Origin of the sequence: Bradyrhizobium liaoningense (assembly GCF_018130825.1) — a bacterium.
GTDB lineage: Bacteria > Pseudomonadota > Alphaproteobacteria > Rhizobiales > Xanthobacteraceae > Bradyrhizobium > Bradyrhizobium liaoningense_B.
Genome location: NZ_JAFCJS010000002.1, coordinates 140061 through 156264 on the forward strand (window position 1 = coordinate 140061; position 16204 = coordinate 156264).

Annotated in this window: 12 protein-coding genes and 2 pseudogenes; all 14 read left to right on the top strand. The window is 63.6% G+C overall.

The window, feature by feature from the left end; genetic code table 11:
• The first annotated feature begins 9 nt into the window (after positions 1–9).
• The 14 genes and pseudogenes from JQ603_RS09260 to JQ603_RS09320 all read left to right on the top strand — a co-directional run bounded on the left by JQ603_RS09260 (position 10) and on the right by JQ603_RS09320 (position 16193).
• A complete protein-coding gene (locus JQ603_RS09260) occupies positions 10–1218 on the top strand; it encodes an aspartate transaminase (RefSeq protein ID WP_212338515.1) in 1209 nt (402 codons plus the stop codon).
• A 123-nt stretch (positions 1219–1341) separates the two neighbouring features.
• Positions 1342–2280 (top strand): nitrogen assimilation transcriptional regulator NAC, encoded by a 939-nt coding sequence (gene nac, locus JQ603_RS09265; protein WP_212338535.1) that lies wholly within the window; start codon positions 1342–1344, stop codon positions 2278–2280.
• A 234-nt stretch (positions 2281–2514) separates the two neighbouring features.
• Positions 2515–4581, top strand: coding sequence for a hydantoinase/oxoprolinase family protein (locus JQ603_RS09270; RefSeq protein WP_212338538.1), 2067 nt, complete (start codon positions 2515–2517; stop codon positions 4579–4581).
• A 13-nt stretch (positions 4582–4594) separates the two neighbouring features.
• A complete protein-coding gene (locus JQ603_RS09275; RefSeq protein ID WP_212338540.1) occupies positions 4595–6277 on the top strand; it encodes a hydantoinase B/oxoprolinase family protein in 1683 nt (560 codons plus the stop codon).
• A 7-nt stretch (positions 6278–6284) separates the two neighbouring features.
• The gene (locus JQ603_RS09280) at positions 6285–7088 is read left to right on the top strand and encodes an SDR family NAD(P)-dependent oxidoreductase (protein WP_212338542.1); all 804 of its coding nucleotides are present in this window, start codon (positions 6285–6287) and stop codon (positions 7086–7088) included.
• A gap of 13 nt (positions 7089–7101) precedes the next feature.
• The gene (locus tag JQ603_RS09285; RefSeq protein WP_212338544.1) at positions 7102–7803 is read left to right on the top strand and encodes an HpcH/HpaI aldolase family protein; all 702 of its coding nucleotides are present in this window, start codon (positions 7102–7104) and stop codon (positions 7801–7803) included.
• Positions 7804–8312: 509 nt separating this feature from the next.
• The gene (locus JQ603_RS09290) at positions 8313–9596 is read left to right on the top strand and encodes an NAD(P)/FAD-dependent oxidoreductase (protein WP_212338547.1); all 1284 of its coding nucleotides are present in this window, start codon (positions 8313–8315) and stop codon (positions 9594–9596) included.
• A 213-nt stretch (positions 9597–9809) separates the two neighbouring features.
• Entirely contained in the window at positions 9810–10589 is a 780-nt protein-coding gene (locus JQ603_RS09295) for an ABC transporter ATP-binding protein (RefSeq protein WP_212338550.1), read from the top strand.
• Complete coding sequence (locus tag JQ603_RS09300; RefSeq protein ID WP_212338553.1) at positions 10582–11283, top strand: ABC transporter ATP-binding protein; 702 nt, start codon at positions 10582–10584, stop codon at positions 11281–11283. The genes JQ603_RS09295 and JQ603_RS09300 overlap by 8 nt, the downstream gene beginning before the upstream one ends.
• 26 nt (positions 11284–11309) lie before the next feature.
• Positions 11310–12185, top strand: a pseudogene (locus JQ603_RS38005) (branched-chain amino acid ABC transporter permease); the annotation flags it as partial.
• A 147-nt stretch (positions 12186–12332) separates the two neighbouring features.
• Positions 12333–13217 (top strand): annotated as a pseudogene (locus JQ603_RS38010) (branched-chain amino acid ABC transporter permease); the annotation flags it as partial.
• A gap of 45 nt (positions 13218–13262) precedes the next feature.
• Positions 13263–14483: an ABC transporter substrate-binding protein gene (locus JQ603_RS09310; RefSeq protein WP_245003526.1), complete on the top strand. Its 1221-nt coding sequence runs from the start codon at positions 13263–13265 to the stop codon at positions 14481–14483.
• 53 nt (positions 14484–14536) lie between these two features.
• Positions 14537–15211: a helix-turn-helix domain-containing protein gene (locus JQ603_RS09315; RefSeq protein ID WP_271580420.1), complete on the top strand. Its 675-nt coding sequence runs from the start codon at positions 14537–14539 to the stop codon at positions 15209–15211.
• 19 nt (positions 15212–15230) lie between these two features.
• A complete protein-coding gene (locus JQ603_RS09320; RefSeq protein WP_349630720.1) occupies positions 15231–16193 on the top strand; it encodes an ornithine cyclodeaminase family protein in 963 nt (320 codons plus the stop codon).
• Positions 16194–16204: the final 11 nt, after the last annotated feature.

The following is a 16204-nucleotide window of genomic DNA, read 5'->3' on the forward strand; positions in this document are numbered from 1 at the left end:
ACGACAAACGTGACGATTTTCGTGCCGGCTTCGCGCGTCTCGCGCATCAAGATCTCTCCGACCACGGCGGCGTCCGCCCGCGTTCGCGAGCTCAAGGCGGCGGGACGCGACATCATCGACATGGCGATCGGCGAGCCGGATTTCGACACGCCCGATTACGTCAAGACGGCCGCGCATGAGGCGATCGATCGCGGCGAGACGAAATATACCGCGGTGAACGGCACCGTCGCCCTGCGCAAGGCGATCATAGCCGACTACAAGCGCCGCCTCGGCCTCGAATATGCCGACAACGAGATCTGCGTCGGTGGCGGCGCCAAGCAGATCCTGTTTCTCGCGCTCATGGCGAGCGTGGAGGAAGGGGCGGAGGTCATCATCCCCGCACCCTATTGGGTCTCCTATCCCGACATGGTGATTGCCAATGACGGCAAGCCCGTCATCGTCCGCTGTTCGGAGAACCAGGGCTTCAAGTTGACGGCTGACGCGCTCGAGGCCGCCATCACGCCCAGAACACGCTGGCTGATCCTCAATGCGCCCTCGAACCCGACAGGCGCGGCGTATTCGCGCTCGGACCTTCAGGCCCTCGGCGAGGTCCTGCTGCGCCATCCCAATGTGCTGGTACTGTCCGACGACATCTACGACCAGATCTGGTACCGCGACGAGCCGGCGACCACGCTGGCGGCTGCGGTGCCGGCGCTGAAGGAACGTGTTCTGCTCGCCAACGGCGTGTCCAAGACCTACGCCATGACCGGATGGCGGATCGGGTACGCGGCGGGTCCCGCGCCGCTGATCGCAGCCATCAACAAGCTGCAATCGCAGATCTCCTCGTGTCCCTCGTCGATCAGCCAGGCCGCGGCCGCCCATGCGCTCACCAGCGACCAGGCGTTCGTTCGCGACAGCGTCAAGCTCTACAAGGAACGTCGCGACTATGCTTGCGCGCGGCTGAATGCGATCCCGGGCCTGTCATGTCTGGTGCCGGACGGCGCGTTCTATCTCTACCCCGGCTGCGCCGGTGTCATCGGTAAGACCACGCCGGATGGCAAGGTCATCGAGAACGATCTCGATTTCGTGCTCTATTTGCTCGACGGAGTCGGTGTGGCGGCCGTGCAGGGTGCCGCCTATGGGCTCTCCCCGTATTTCCGCCTGTCGATCGCGACCTCGATGGAGGCGATCAAAGAGGCCTGCGACCGCATCGAGAAGGCCTGCCGCGCGCTTTCCTGAGCGCGGCGAGCCGTGGATACGGCGAAAACCCTCTAAATCGACGAGAATCCCATTGAAATCAATGGGCTAGATAAAGGATAGTGCGGCTCCCGACCTTCTTTCCAGGACGAGCATTCGGCCCCTATGAGTGTCGATTTCAGGAAGCTGAAGAGCTTTGTCAAAGTCGTCGACGCCGGCAGCGTGTCGCGCGCCGCCGGCCTGTTGCGGACGGCTCAGCCCGCGCTGTCGCAGCAGATCGCTGCACTCGAGAGCCATTTCAAGCACAAGCTGCTTCTGCGCAGCAATCACGGCATCGTCCCGACCGAAGCGGGGCTCATTCTCTACCGTCACGCCCAACTGCTGCTGAAGCAGATCGAGCAGGCGCAGATCGACATCGATCAATCGACGAAGGCGTTGGCTGGGCGTGTGTCGATCGGGCTCGCGACCTATTCAGCATCGAGCACGTTGTCGCTGCCGATCCTGAAGGAGATGTCCACGCTGCATCCCCAGATCATCGTCCACATCAACGACAGTTTCGGTCATGTGCTGAGCGAGCTCATCATGACCGGCAAGATGGACATGGCGATGATCTACGGCTCCGGTCCGATCAAGGGCGTCAAGCTGCAGCCGCTGTTTCGGGAGGAGCTGTATCTGGTCTCCCGGGTGGAGCAGGGAGCGAAGAAGCAGGCCGATGAGCCGCTGGCGTTGTCGGCGCTCGCCGACGTCAAGCTGCTCTTGCCGAGCCAGGGCCATTTCCTGCGGCGATTGATCGATGAATCGCTGGCGCGGGCGCGGGTGACGCCGAACGTCGTCTCGGAGATCGAATCCGTGTCGGCGCTGGGAGCGGCGGTCACGGAAGGGCTCGGCTCGACCATCCTGCCGGCTTCGGTGGCGGCAAGCGCATCCAGCTTTGAGGGCGTCGAGGTCCGGCGGCTCGTCCGTCCCGCGATCGAAGCGACCGTTTCGCTTTGCGTGTCGGATCACCTGCCGCTCTCGGAGCCGGCGCTTGCGACTCGATCGGTGCTTCTTACGGTCGTGGAGAAGCTGATGCGCGGCCATCCACAAGGCATCCGCGCGGTCTAGCCGCCGCTGACCGCGTATCCATTGCAGGGACAAGATGTGTCCAACGCCGATCGCTGCACGCCATAAGCAAAACCTATGGCGGCAGACCGGAGTTGTGTTGGCCAGCGGCGGGTGCATTTCCTACCGTCGAAGACATCGTCGAACCCGGCGTTCCCGATTCAAGCCTTGATCGCACGGTTCAGCAGGCAGCTCGAAAATGCTTCGTCCTGCACGGCGATCGCTTCGAGGACAAAGATGGCCAAGCTCGCATTCGATACCGGGGGAACTTTCACCGATTTCGCGCTGCTCGACGACAAAGGTGAATTGCATCTCCACAAGGTGCTGAGCACGCCGCACAATCCCGCCGAAGCCGTGGTCCGCGGTGTGTCCGATCTGCTCGAGCAGTTTGGTGATGTCGTCGATCTCGATAAGATCCAGGTGCTCGGCGCGACTACCGTGGTCACCAATGCCGTGCTGGAGCGCAAGGGCGTCAAGACCGGCTTTATCTCGACCGCCGGTTTCCAGGACATGCTGCGTATCCGCAATGAAGGGCGCTACGATCTCTACGACCTCAATCTGAAATATCCGGATCCCCTGGTGACGCGCGCGAACAGCTTCGGCGCGGTCGAGCGCATTTCCGCTGACGGCGAAGTCATCACGGCGCTGGAGGAGGAGACGGTCCGTGGGATCGCCGGCCGGCTGCGCCAGGAGGGTATCAAGTCCGTCGCCGTCTGCCTGCTGCATGCCTACAAATATCCGACCCACGAACAGCGCATTGCAGCCCTGCTGCGCGAGGAGGATCCTGATATCTTCGTCTCGCTCTCCTCCGAGGTCTGCCCGGAAGTGCGCGAGTTCGATCGCGCTTCGACCACCGTCGTCAACGCCTATACGCGGCCGCAGATGTCGGGACACGTCGCTCACCTCGAGCGCGAATTCGCCGTCAAGGGTATAGATCGCCAGGTACTCTGGATGACGTCATCGGGGGGCCTCGTGCCGAGCAGCCGCGCCGCCGAGCTGCCGGTGCGCCTGATCGAGTCGGGACCCGCCGCAGGCGCGGTCGCCGCCGCCGAGTTCGGTCGCATCGCCGGAGAGGGCAGCGTGCTGTCCTTCGACATGGGGGGCACCACGGCAAAGCTGTGCCTGATTCCGAATGGTGAGCCGACGGTCGGCACCGATCTCGAAGTCGCGCATTATCACCGCTTCCGCAAGGGCTCGGGCTTCCCGCTGAAGATCCAGTCGATCCGCATGATCGAGATTGGGGCTGGCGGCGGCTCCATTGCCGCGAAGAATCCGCTTGGCCTGCTCGACGTCGGACCGCGTTCGGCCGGCGCGATGCCGGGACCGGCGGCCTATCAGCGCGGCGGCACCGAGCCGACCGTCACCGATGCCGATATTCTGCTCGGCTATATGGGCACCGGGTCCTTCGTCGGAGGCTCATTCAAGGTATCGAAAGACGCCGCGCTCGCGGCGATGACGAAGCTCGCATCCTCGCTCGACGTCAGTGTTCCCCGCTGCGCCTTCGGCATCCACGATCTCGTCAATGAATCCATGAGCAAGGCCGCGGCCGTGCATGCGACCGATCTCGGCGTCGATCCGCGCAGCCTGCCGATGGTCGCGTTCGGCGGCGCGGGGCCGGTGCATGCCTATGGCATCGCGCGCAAGCTCGGCATCAAGCGCATCATCTGTCCGACGGGGGCCGGCGTCACTTCGGCGATCGGCCTGCTGATCGCTCCGGTCGCCGTCGATCTGTCGGTGAGCTTTCCGATGCAGGTCGACAATTGGGATTTCGCCGCGATGGATCGCCTGCTCGGAGATCTCGCCGCCCAGGGCGCTGAAGTCGTCCGTGCCGCGGGCGTTGCACCGGAGACCATCACCAACACTTACACCGTCGACATGCGTCACGTCGGGCAGGGCCACGAGATTACCGTCGCCCTGCCGGATCGCAGCTTGCCGCCCAAGCAGTTCCACGAACAGCTGCTCGCCAATTTCTTCAAGCTCTACCGCGAGCTATTCGGTCGGACCGTGGCAGGCTCATCGGTCGAGGTGATCACCTGGCGCCTGCGCGCCGGCGGCCAGAAGGATCAGGTGACGCGGCCGCACGCGCGCCATGCTGCCGAGGCGAAGAAGGGGACCCGTCCGGTCTATTTCAGCGAGCATGGGGACTTCGTCGAAACGCCGGTGTACGAGCACTACAAGCTGCCGGTCGGCGAGGAGATCAGGGGGCCGGCCATCGTCGAGCAGCGCGAGTCCACTGCGGTGGTCGGACCGAGCGGTACCGCTCACGTCGACATTAACGGCAATCTCGTGATCAATATCGCCTGAGGACCACGTATCCATGTCCGTGAACGCCGCCGATTTCAACGATCCGATCAACCTCCAGGTGATGTGGAACAGGTTGATCTTCATCGCCGACCAGGCCGACATCGTGCTCGGCCGGACCGCGTTCTCGCCGATCGTGCGCGAGAACCACGACTATGTGACCGTGCTGCTGGACAGCCGGGGCCGCGCGCTCGCGCAGTGCACCTGGTCGATCCCGGTGTTCATCACCTCGCTGCCGGTTGCCGCGCAGAAATACTTCCTGCCGAAGTTTCCGGCGGAGACGTTGCAGGAGGGCGACGTCCTTGCCACCAACGACCCGGAGATCGGCACCGGCCATCTTCCCGACGTGACGATGATCACGCCGATCTTCAAGAAGGGCAAGGTCGTGGCCTATGCCGGCTCGATCGCGCATCTGCCGGATATCGGCGGCGCTCCCCTGCATTCGGAAGCTAGCGACATCTTCGAGGAGGGCATTCGCTTTCCGATCGTGAAGCTGCACAAGGCGGGCGTTCCCAACCAGGATGTGCTCGACATCATCGCGGCCTCCGTTCGCCTCCCGACCGAGGTGATGGGCGATCTCGAATCCATGGTCGCCGCCAACAACGTCATGGGGCGCGAGCTTCTGAAATTTCTCGATGAGTACGATCTCGACAGCATCGACGAACTCGCGGACGCCATCCATACGCGCTCCGAGGCCCAAACGCGAAAGGCCATCCGGCAGTGGCCGAACGGGACGTATTCCGCCGAGGTCCTGCTCGACGGCTATGACACCGACGTGAGACTCAAAGCATCGGTCATCGTGCGCGACGATTCCATCCACGTCGACTACGCCGGGACGTCCGACCAGATCCTTCACTCGATCAATTGCCGCACCAACTACCGCTACGCCCATTCGGTCTATGCGCTGAAGTGCCTGCTCGATCCGGACACGCCGAACAACGAGGGTTGCATCACCCCGATCACCGACGAGGCGCCGCTTGGTTCCATTCTCAATCCGCAGCAATGGACGGCGGGCAATTCGCGAAACCTGATCGGGCACGTCATTCCATCGTTGATCTTCAAGGCGCTGGAGAGTGTGGTGCCCGACAAGGTCATGGGTGACAGCGGCGGTGCGCCGATCTGGGCCGCCAATTGCGTCGGCCGGCGGGATGACGGCTCGCAATACGGTTCGGTGCAGAACTTCCACGGCGGGCAGGGCGCGCGCGCCGAGTTCGACGGCCTCGACACGCTGAGCTTCCCGTCCAATTGCAGGGTCACCGCCATCGAGATGTTCGAGATCGCCGTGCCGGCGCTTGTCGAATGCAAGGAGTTGATTCCGGACTCCGGCGGCGCCGGCAAGAGCCGGGGCGGTCTCGGCCAGCACGTCGTGCTGCGCAACCTCGGCCGCAACCCGATGAACATCTACCTTGCCTCCGAGCGGGTGCGTCATCCCTGCTTCGGTGTGGTCGGCGGTCAGTCCGGCAGCGCGGGCAAGGTGTATAAGAACTGCGAACCGCAATTTCCGAAGGGCAAGGTCGTCTTGAAGACCGGGGACCGCCTCGAAGTCGAAACGCCCGGTGGTGGTGGCTGGGGCAAAACGTCGGAACGCTCTGTTGCATCGATCGAGCTCGATCTTGCGGAGGGGTTGATCACACCGCAGGCTGCGCGGCAGTTTTACGGCTATCAAGGCTCAAGCCTGGCGGCGACTGCCGCCGAATAGGTGAATCATGGGGCTACTCGACGGAAAAGTCGCACTCGTCACGGGGGCAGGCACGGGGATCGGGCGGGAGACCGCGATCCTGCTGGCCCAGGAGGGGGCAACCGTTGTCCTGACCGGGCGCCGCATCGCGCCGCTTCAGGCGGTCGTGTCCGTCATCGAGAAGGCGGGCGGCAAGGCCACCGCTCGCGCGCTCGACGTGGCCTCGCGTGAGGCGATCATCGAGACGGTGGCCTGGGTCAAGGGTAACGTCGGATCGATCGACATCCTCGTCAACAATGCCGGCAGTGCCAGCAAGGTGTTGAACGCGCGGTTCATCACCGAGGCCGAGTGGAACGCCACGGTCAACGTCAATCTCACGGCGGTGTTCAATCTGACCCAGGCCGTGCTCGACGACATGATCGCCAGGAAGGAAGGTACGATCATCACGGTGTCCTCGCTCGCGGTGGTCAATCCGAACCTGCTCGGCGGTGCCGCCTACGGCGCAGCCAAGGCCGGCGTGAAGAACTTCATGACTTTCCTGCACAATACGTTCCGCAATCAGGGCATCCGCGCGACGACGATCCTGCCGGGCGAGACCGACACGCCGATCATGGACAATCGTGCAAGACCGCCTTTGGACAGCGAACGCGCTGTTATGCTCAATCCGCACGACGTCGCGCGCGCAGTGCTGCTCTGCGCCAGCCTGCAAAAGGGCGCGATGATTCCCGAACTGCACATCTGCCCGACCTTCATGCGGGATACATCCGTGGATATCGAGACGGCCCGCTGGGTCGGCGCGCCCGCAGGTCTTGCCGACAAGCCGAAAAGCTAGAGAAGAGGATCCCATGAACGGAGCCAACTTGCGCGAGCGCCTTGCCAGGGGCGAGGCGGTCACCATGTTCACGCCGCACCATGCCTCATCGGGACTGGCGGTGCGCCTGGTCGAGCTCGGTGCGGACGCCATCTTCGTCGATTGCGAGCACGGCACCTGGAGCTTCGAGGACGTGCGGGTGACAGCGCAGGCCATCCGCGGTGCCGGCGGCGCCGCAATCGTCCGCCCGCATTCCCATGAGCGGCCGGTGCTGATCCGTTATCTCAACGCCGGCGCCGACGGCTTGATGGTGCCGATGGTCGATACCGCAGAGCAGGCGCGGGCCATCGTCGATGCGGTGCGCTACGCCTGTCCCGCCGATTACGAGAAGCGGCTCGTCATCGCCATGATCGAGACGCCGAAGGCGATCGACGACATCGACGCGCTGGTCGCGGTCGATGGCATTGACGTCTTCTTCATCGGGCCCGGCGACCTCTCGCAGAACATGGGCTTTCCGCCGGCACCGCCATTCGGCCAGCCGCGGCCGCAGGCCGTGATGGAGCGGGTCGCGCATGCCGTGAAGAAGATCCGTGCGGCCGGCAAAGTCGCCGGCACGCTCGTGACGTCGGACGAACTGCCTTCCCTGCTCGAACAAGGTGTGCGGTATTTCTACATCCACTCTGATCCGTTCCTGCGCGTCGGTCTGGCCGGCGTTAAGAGGCTGCTCGCCCGCTGATCGCGGATGTAGCGCCATGTCGTGTGACGGCCGCCATCTCGAATTGTCCAATCTCGTCGGCCGACGCGCACTAGTGACCGGGCCGTCGTGAGAGATCGGCCTTGCCATCGCCACGCGGCCTGGCCGAGTGAATGGACACCCCTTTTTGGCATGTTGACTGGTCATTCCAAGGCCCGGTGCCCCATCCAGTGCAACCTGGACGACGGGCATCAACCAGTGCTTGGGGAACATTACGATCACAAGCCCAGCAAGGACGGGGCTGCACGTATTCTCAATTGGAATGATGTCTTGAGTAATCTTCGTTTTGAATGCCTTGACGATGCAATCATAGTGTAGAGCGATACCGATCTCGCCACGCATCTTCTCAGAACGGACAGCGTCGACGTCGTGCCCGGCTCCGCATTTGAGCTTGCGCCTTGCTTCCGGATTTCTTACGCCACGTCGATATTGGAGGCCAGTCGGCGGATTGCCGACGCGGCAGATGCGTTACGGCTGAAGGAGTCTGCCTGATGGAGGGCGATGCGAAATCGCACGGACTGTGGGAGTTGACGGCGCCGCCAGCACCTCAGACTCAGCCATTGGCGGGCGAGATGGATGTCGATGTCGCCATCATCGGCGGCGGTTATACGGGATTGTCCGCGGCTGTTCACCTGGCCCAAAAAGGCGTCCGCGCCGTCGTGCTGGAAGCCTCCGAGATCGGCTTCGGCGGGTCCGGCCGCAACGTCGGTCTCGTCAATGCGGGCATGTGGGTCATGCCTGACGTTTTGGTATCGACGTTGGGGCAGACTTTCGGCGAGCGCCTGATCGAGCTGTTGGGGCATGGGCCGAATGAGGTGTTCGATCTTATCGCCAGGCACGGCATCGACTGCGAGCCGGTGCATGCGGGCACGCTGCATTGCGCAGTCGGTCGCAGAGGATTGGAAGAGATCGAGACGCGCGCAAAGCAGTGGCAGCGGCGCGGTGCGCCCGTCGAAGTGCTCACCGCCGAAGAAACGCGCCGAAAGGTCGGCGGAGCCGACTATGCCGGGGCGCTGCTCGACAAGCGGGCCGGCACCATTCAGCCGCTGGCCTATGTCCGCGGCCTGGCACGAGCCGCGCTTGCGGCTGGCGCCCAGATCTTCACCCAGAGCCCCGTACTCGCTGCAAGGGACGCCGGCGCCCGTTGGCAGGTCGACGCGAAAGCGGGAATCGTACGTGCAGATTGGGTGATCGTGTCGACCGATGCTTATGCGCGAGGACCCTGGTCCCAGCTACGGAAGGAGCAGGTACATCTGCCCTACTTCAACTTCGCGACCAGGCCGCTGCCGGACAATCTGAAGGCGTCGATCCTGCCGGAACGGCAGGGGGCCTGGGACACGCGGCAGGTACTCTCCTCGTTTCGCTTCGACCGTGCAGGCCGGCTCATTTTCGGCAGCGTCGGCGCACTCGAGGGGAGCGGTACGGCGATCCACAAGGCGTGGGCCATCCGCACGCTGCGCCGGATGTATCCGCAGCTCACCGCGGTCGAGTTCGAAGCCGCCTGGTTCGGTATGATCGGCATGACCTCCGACAACTTGCCGCGTTTTCACAAGCTCGCCCGCAACGTGATTGCCTTCAGCGGATATAATGGCCGGGGCATCGCACCGGGCACGGTCTTCGGGCGCCTGCTAGCATCCTATGTGCTCGGCCACGTCAGCGAGAAGGATCTCCCGCTTCCCGTCGCGGCGATCGAGGAGCCGCGATGGCGCGCCGCGCAGGAGGCGTTGTACCGTGTGGGCTCTCAGTTCGTTCATTTGACTGAATCACGGCTCTGATCGGTCGTTCGACGCCGTCACTCGCGGCAGTCGAGCCGGGCGATCCTGCGCGCGGTCAGGATCGGTCCTCGCACGTCAATCATTGCAAGATGCGCAGCGGAGCTGCGCCGCCAGCCCGGTTGCTGCCTCTTTAGGCCGGCAAATGCCGAGAATCTCCGCAAGCATCATCGTGGAATTTATTGACGATAGGAAACTTTTGTTCCACGCTGCGGTATGGCTGACATTGCCGAGCACATCGAGAATCCCGGGTTCGTTCTGCAAACGCGGAATCTCACGCGCCAGTTCGATGGCTTCTTCGCCGTGAAGAACGTGAACTTCCGGCTTGCCCGTGACGGCGTGCACGCGGTCATCGGCCCCAACGGGGCCGGCAAGACGACGCTGTTCAATCTTCTGACCAAGCATCTGGCCCCGACCGGCGGCGTGATCCTGCACGAGGGCGAGGACGTCACGCGCCTGAAAATGCCGGCGATGGCCAAACGCGGTGTGGTGCGCTCCTTTCAGATATCTGCGGTGTTCGCCGGCCTTACCGTGCAGGAGAACGTCGAAGTCGCGTTGCTGCGTAGCAGCGGCCTCGCATGGAACGTTCTCGGTCGTATATCGAAGCGTTCCGGCATCATCGAGCGCGCAGCCGCGTTGTTGCGTCGCTTTGGCCTTGCCGAGCACGCCACCACGATGGCGGGCAACCTCTCCTATGGGCGCAAGCGCGTGCTGGAGCTCGCTACGACGCTGGCGCTGGAGCCGAAGGTTCTCCTGCTCGACGAGCCAATGGCGGGATTGGGCCGGGAGGATATCGGCCGGGTTACAGCGCTCATCCAGGAGGCGCGGCAGGGCCGTACGGTGCTGCTGGTCGAGCACAATATGAATGTCGTTGCGGAGCTTGCCGACACGATCACCGTGATGGTGCGGGGTGAGATCCTGGCGGAAGGCCCCTATGACGACGTCGCCGCCAATCCGGTCGTGATCGCGGCTTACACGGGGCGTGCGCATGCTTGAGGCGCTCAGCGTCCGCCGGCTCGAGGCCTGGTACGGCGAGTCCAAGGTCGTGCACGGCATGGATTTCTCCGTCGGCGCCGGCGAGGTAGTGGCGCTGCTCGGCCGCAACGGTGCGGGCAAGACGACGACGCTGAAGGCGATCATGGGGCTGCTCCAGAGGCGAGCAGGATCGATCCGCCTCGATGGTGAGGAGATCATTGGCGCGGCCCCCTTCGACGTCGCGCGCAAGGGCATTGCTTTCTGCCCGGAAGAGCGTGGCATTTTTGCCAGCCTCAGCGTGCGGGAAAATCTGCTGTTGCCACCGAAGATCGCCGAAGGCGGCATCGCACTCGACGAGGTCTTGAACCTCTTTCCAAATCTGAAGGAGCGGCTCGACAGTCAGGGCTCCAAGCTCTCTGGCGGCGAGCAGCAGATGCTGGCGCTCGCGCGCATCCTGCGTACCGGTGCGCGCATCCTCCTGCTCGACGAGCCGACCGAGGGGCTCGCGCCGGTCATCATTCAGCAGATCGGCCGCATGCTGTCGCATCTGAAGAGGCTTGGCTTCACGATCCTCCTGGTCGAGCAGAACGCCGGATTCGTCTGCGGGCTGGCTGACCGCCACTACGTTGTCGAAATGGGGCGTGTCGTCGACGAGATAGCCGGTGACGAATTCGAGCGGCGGCTCGGTTCGGTCAACAGCTATCTCGGGCTCTGACGCACGATGATGAGGAACGCTGGGACATGACGACGATCTTTGGCATTCCTTCGGCGGTGCTGTTCGGCCAATTGTTGCTCGGCCTCGTCAATGGCGCCTTCTACGCCATGCTCAGCCTTGGGTTGGCGGTCATCTTCGGCATGATGAACATCGTGAACTTTGCCCATGGTGCGCAGTACATGATGGGGGCGATGCTGGCATGGCTGCTGCTCAACTTTCTCGGCATCGGCTACTGGTGGGCACTGATCATCGCGCCGCTGTTTGTCGGATTGACGGGCATCGTCGTCGAGCGATTCCTGCTGCGGCGGCTCTATGGGCTCGATCACCTCTATGGAATGCTGCTGACGTTCGGGTTGGCCTTGATGGTCCAGGGCGCGCTCAGCAACTGGTTCGGGTCGTCCGGCCAGCCTTATGCGATTCCCGCCGAGCTTTCCGGTGGCCGCAATCTCGGCTTCATGTTCCTGCCGAACTACAGGGCCTGGGTCCTCGCCGCGTCGCTCATCGTTTGTCTGGGCACCTGGTACGTGGTCGAGCGGACGAGGCTTGGCGCCTATCTGCGCGCGGCGACCGAGAATCCAATGCTTGTTCAAGCGTTCGGGATCAGGGTGCCGCGCATGATCATGCTGACCTACGGCGCCGGAGTCGCGCTCGCGGCGCTGGCGGGCGTGCTGGCCGCGCCGGTCTACCAGGTCAGCCCGAGCATGGGGGCGGACCTGTTGATCGTGGTGTTCGCCGTTGTCGTGATCGGCGGCATGGGTTCGATCATGGGATCGATCGTGACCGGATTCCTCGTGGGGCTGATCGAAGGCCTGACCAAGGCCTTCTATCCCGAATTGTCGAGCACGATCGTCTTCCTGGTGATGGCCGTGGTGCTGATGCTGCGGCCGGCGGGATTGTTCGGCTCAAAGCTGGACAATGCCGGCGCTCCCCATCAGGCGGACGCCGTGATGCCGACATCATCTCCCGGTGCGCAGATTTTCATCGTCCTGGCGCTCGCCGCAAGCCTGATCGCGGCGCCGCTCGTCATCTATCCAGGCTTCATGATGAAGGCGATGATCTTCGCGCTGTTCGCCTGCGCCTTCAATCTGATCGCTGGCTATGGACGTCTGGTGTCTTTCGGGCACGCGATGTTTCTGGGCTCGGCCGGCTACGTCTGCGGGCATGCGGCCAAGGTGTGGGGATTGACGCCGGAGCTTGCGATCCTGACCGGGACCGGGACGGCGGCGTTGCTCGGGCTGGTGTCGGGCTGGCTCGCGATCCGCCGCAGCGGAATCTACTTCGCCATGGTGACGCTTGCGTTTGCGCAGATGGTCTATTTCGTCGCGTTGCAGGCTCCCTTCACGGGTGGTGAAAACGGCTTGCAGGGCGTTCCGCGCGGCACGCTGTTCGGGCGGATCGATCTGTCCAATCCCGTCAATCTCTACGTCTTCGTGACGGTGATCTTTCTCGGCGGCTTCGTCCTGATCATGCGGCTGGTCGACTCGCCGTTCGGCCGTGTGCTGAGGGCGATCAGCAATCACGAGGCCCGCGCGCAGTCGCTCGGTTTCGAGATCGACCATTACAAATGCGTCGCGTTCACCCTGTCGGCCGCCCTGGCGGGCCTTGCCGGGTCGACCAAAGCGATCGTCACCCAGATTGCCAGTCTCACCGATGCGCATTGGTCGATGTCGGGCGAAGTCCTGCTCATGACGTTTCTCGGCGGTGTCGGCACGCTCCTGGGGCCAGTGATCGGCGCGTTCGTGGTCGTCGCCATGCAGAACTATCTGGCCGGCCTCGGCCAATGGGTCGCGGTGATCCACGGGTTGATCTTCGCGGTCTGCGTTCTTGCGTTCCGCCGCGGCATCGTTGGCGAGGTCGCGGCGTGGTGGCGCCGGCGCAAACCGCATGGCGCCGGTCCGGCGCCCAGCCCCGTGCAGGCTGTGTCCGGCAAGTGAGCTTGAAGTGGATTCTTGTGCAATAAAGAGGAGCGGCAATTGAAGATGCATCGGCGATTCATGCGGGGACTTGCAGCGCTCTCCGTCCTCGGTTCTCTCGGTCAGGCGGGAACGGCGTTCGCGCAAGCCAGCGACGACATCGTCAAGCTCGGCGTGCTGACGGACATGTCTGGCCAGTATTCGGACATGAACGGTCCGGGTTCGCTGCTTGCCGCGCGAATGGCCGTCACCGATTTCGGCGGGACCGTGCTCGGCAAGCCGGTCGAGGTGGTCGGCGCCGACCACCAGCAGAAGGCCGATGTCGGTCTCGGCATTGCGCGGCAGTGGATCGAAAGCGAGAAGGTCGACGCCATCGTCGACGTCACCAACAGCGCCATTGCGCTGGCGGTTCAGCAGTTGACGCGAGAGACCAACAGGATCGCACTGTTTTCCTCGCCGGGTACGACCGATCTCACGGGCAAGGCGTGCTCACCGACCGGATTTCAGTGGGTCTACGACAACTACTCCAATGTCGTCGGTCCGGTCAGGACCTTGATCGAGAAGGGCAACGACACCTTCTTCATCATCACCGCTGACTTCGCGTTCGGACATTCGCTCGAGAAGATCGCGATCGACGCAATCAAGGCCAATGGCGGTAAGCTCGTCGGTTCCGTGCGCCACCCCTTCGGCGCCAACGATCTCTCGGCTTTCCTGCTGCCGGCCCAGGCGTCGAAGGCCAAGGTGATCCTGCTGGCAACTGCGGGCAAGGATCTGACAACGGCCATCAAGCAGGCCAGCGAATTCGGGATCACCGCAGGCGGCCAGATCCTCAGCGCTCCGGTGGTGTTTCTGACCGACATTCATGCGCTCGGTCTCTCCAGCGCGCAGGGCATGTCGTTCCTTGAGGGCTTCTACTGGAATCAGAACGACGAAACCCGTGCCTTCGCCAAGCGCGTCTTCGAGGTACGCAAGACCATGCCGACCGCGCTGCAGGCGGGCGTCTATTCGGAAGTGTTGCACTATCTCAAGGCGGTGCAGGCCGCGGGGACGGACGAAGCCAAGGCTGTCGCCGCCAAGATGCGTGAGCTGCCTGTCAACGACTTCTTTGCCAAGAACGGCAAGGTCCGGGAGGACGGGCGGATGGTCCATGATATGCTGCTCGTCCAGGTCAAGAAGCCTTCCGAATCGAAGGGGCCGTGGGACTATTATAATGTTGTGGCAAGTGCGCCGGGGGATCAGGTATTCCTTCCACTCAGCCAGAGCGAGTGTTCGCTCGTGAAGAAATGAACCCCCGCCACGGGCGGCGTGACCAGCGCCGTCCGTGACGGTCCCGAGAAGGAATGGCCGTGGCCAAGAAAGCGACCAAACCCCGCATCAGCGCCGCGGCGCAGCTCGCGCCGTCGGTGCCGGCCCGGTTTTCCGCGCCACGGCCGGCCAAGGAGGATACGTCCGTCGATCTCGGCCAGCGCTTGAAGCGCATGCGTTTCGACAACGGCTGGACGCTGGAAGACGTCAGCCAGCGCACCGGCGTATCGCGTTCGACCCTCTCAAAGATCGAGAATGGCCAGATGTCGCCGACATACGATGTGCTGCAGAAGATTGTTCGCGGCACCGGGCTCGACATTGTCGAGCTGTTCGACACGCGCCAGCAGAGCGCTCCGTTCGGGCGCTGCAGCATCACGCGCCGTGGCGAGGGCAGATCCCATCAGACGGCGACCTATCACTATGAATTGCTCGCGACTGATCTCGCGCACAAGCAGATCCTGCCGTTCAAGTCGCGGGTGGTCGCGCGGAGCCTGGACGAATTTCCAAACTGGGTGCGCCATCAGGGCGAGGAGTTCCTCTGCGTGCTCTCCGGCCGCATCCAGCTTCACACGGAGTTCTACGCGCCCGTCATTCTCGAGGCCGGCGACAGCGCTTACTTCGACAGCAAGATGGGACATGCGATCATTTCTCTGAGCAGAGTGGACGCAGAGATCATCTGGACCTGCACGGGCATCGCGTCGATCGAATAGATGAAGTGAGGAAATCTTGTTGCGTTACTATACGGCAGCCGAGGTAGAAGTCGGCCTCGACTATGTCAGGCTGATCGACGCTCTCGCCGAATCCTTTCGACGCGGCGGCGAGGCGATGCCGGTTCGACAGAGCTACGAGCTTGGAACGCCCGACAAGCCGGGACATCTGCTGACCATGCCGGCCTGGGAGCGCGGGAAGGCGCTCGGGGTGAAGCTCGTCACGGTGTTTCCTGCCAATGCCGACCGCGGGATCGGCTCGGTATCGTCGCTCTATACCTTGTTCGACGGGGCAACGGGACAGCCTCGCGCCATGATCGATGGCGAAGCGCTGACCAACCGGCGTACCGCAGCCGCCTCTGCCCTGGCTTCGCGATATCTGTCGCGATCGAACAGCAATACGCTGCTCGTCATAGGAACCGGCCGCATCGCGGCCAGCCTGCCTGCGGCGCATCGCGCCGTACGTCCGATCGAACGCGTGCTTGTCTGGGGGCGCAATTCGGAACGTGCGCGGGGCTTCGCCGACACGTTCTCCCGCCAGGGATTCGCCGCCGAGCCCGTCGCCGATCTGACGGAGGCTTTGGCTCGGGCGGACATCGTCAGCTGTGCCACGACGTCCACCGAGCCGATCGTGCTGGGTCGGTATTTGCGGCCCGGGACACATCTTGACCTCGTCGGCGCGTTCACGCCGAACATGCGCGAGAGCGACGACGAAGCGATCTGCCGCAGCCGCGTGTTTGTCGATACGTATGGCGGCGCGCTCGCCGAAGCAGGCGATCTGCTCCAACCGATTGCTGCGCACCGCTGGCAGGCCGACAAGATCTGCGGTGATCTGCATGAGCTGACGAGTGGCGCGCGACCGGGGCGCCTCGATGAGAGCGAGATCACGATCTTCAAGTCGGTCGGCGCGGCATCCGAGGATCTTGCGGCGGCCTCGCTGCTCGTCGGTGGATGGGATTCCGTAGCGGGCGGTGCGGCGCCATAAGCCGGGTCGCC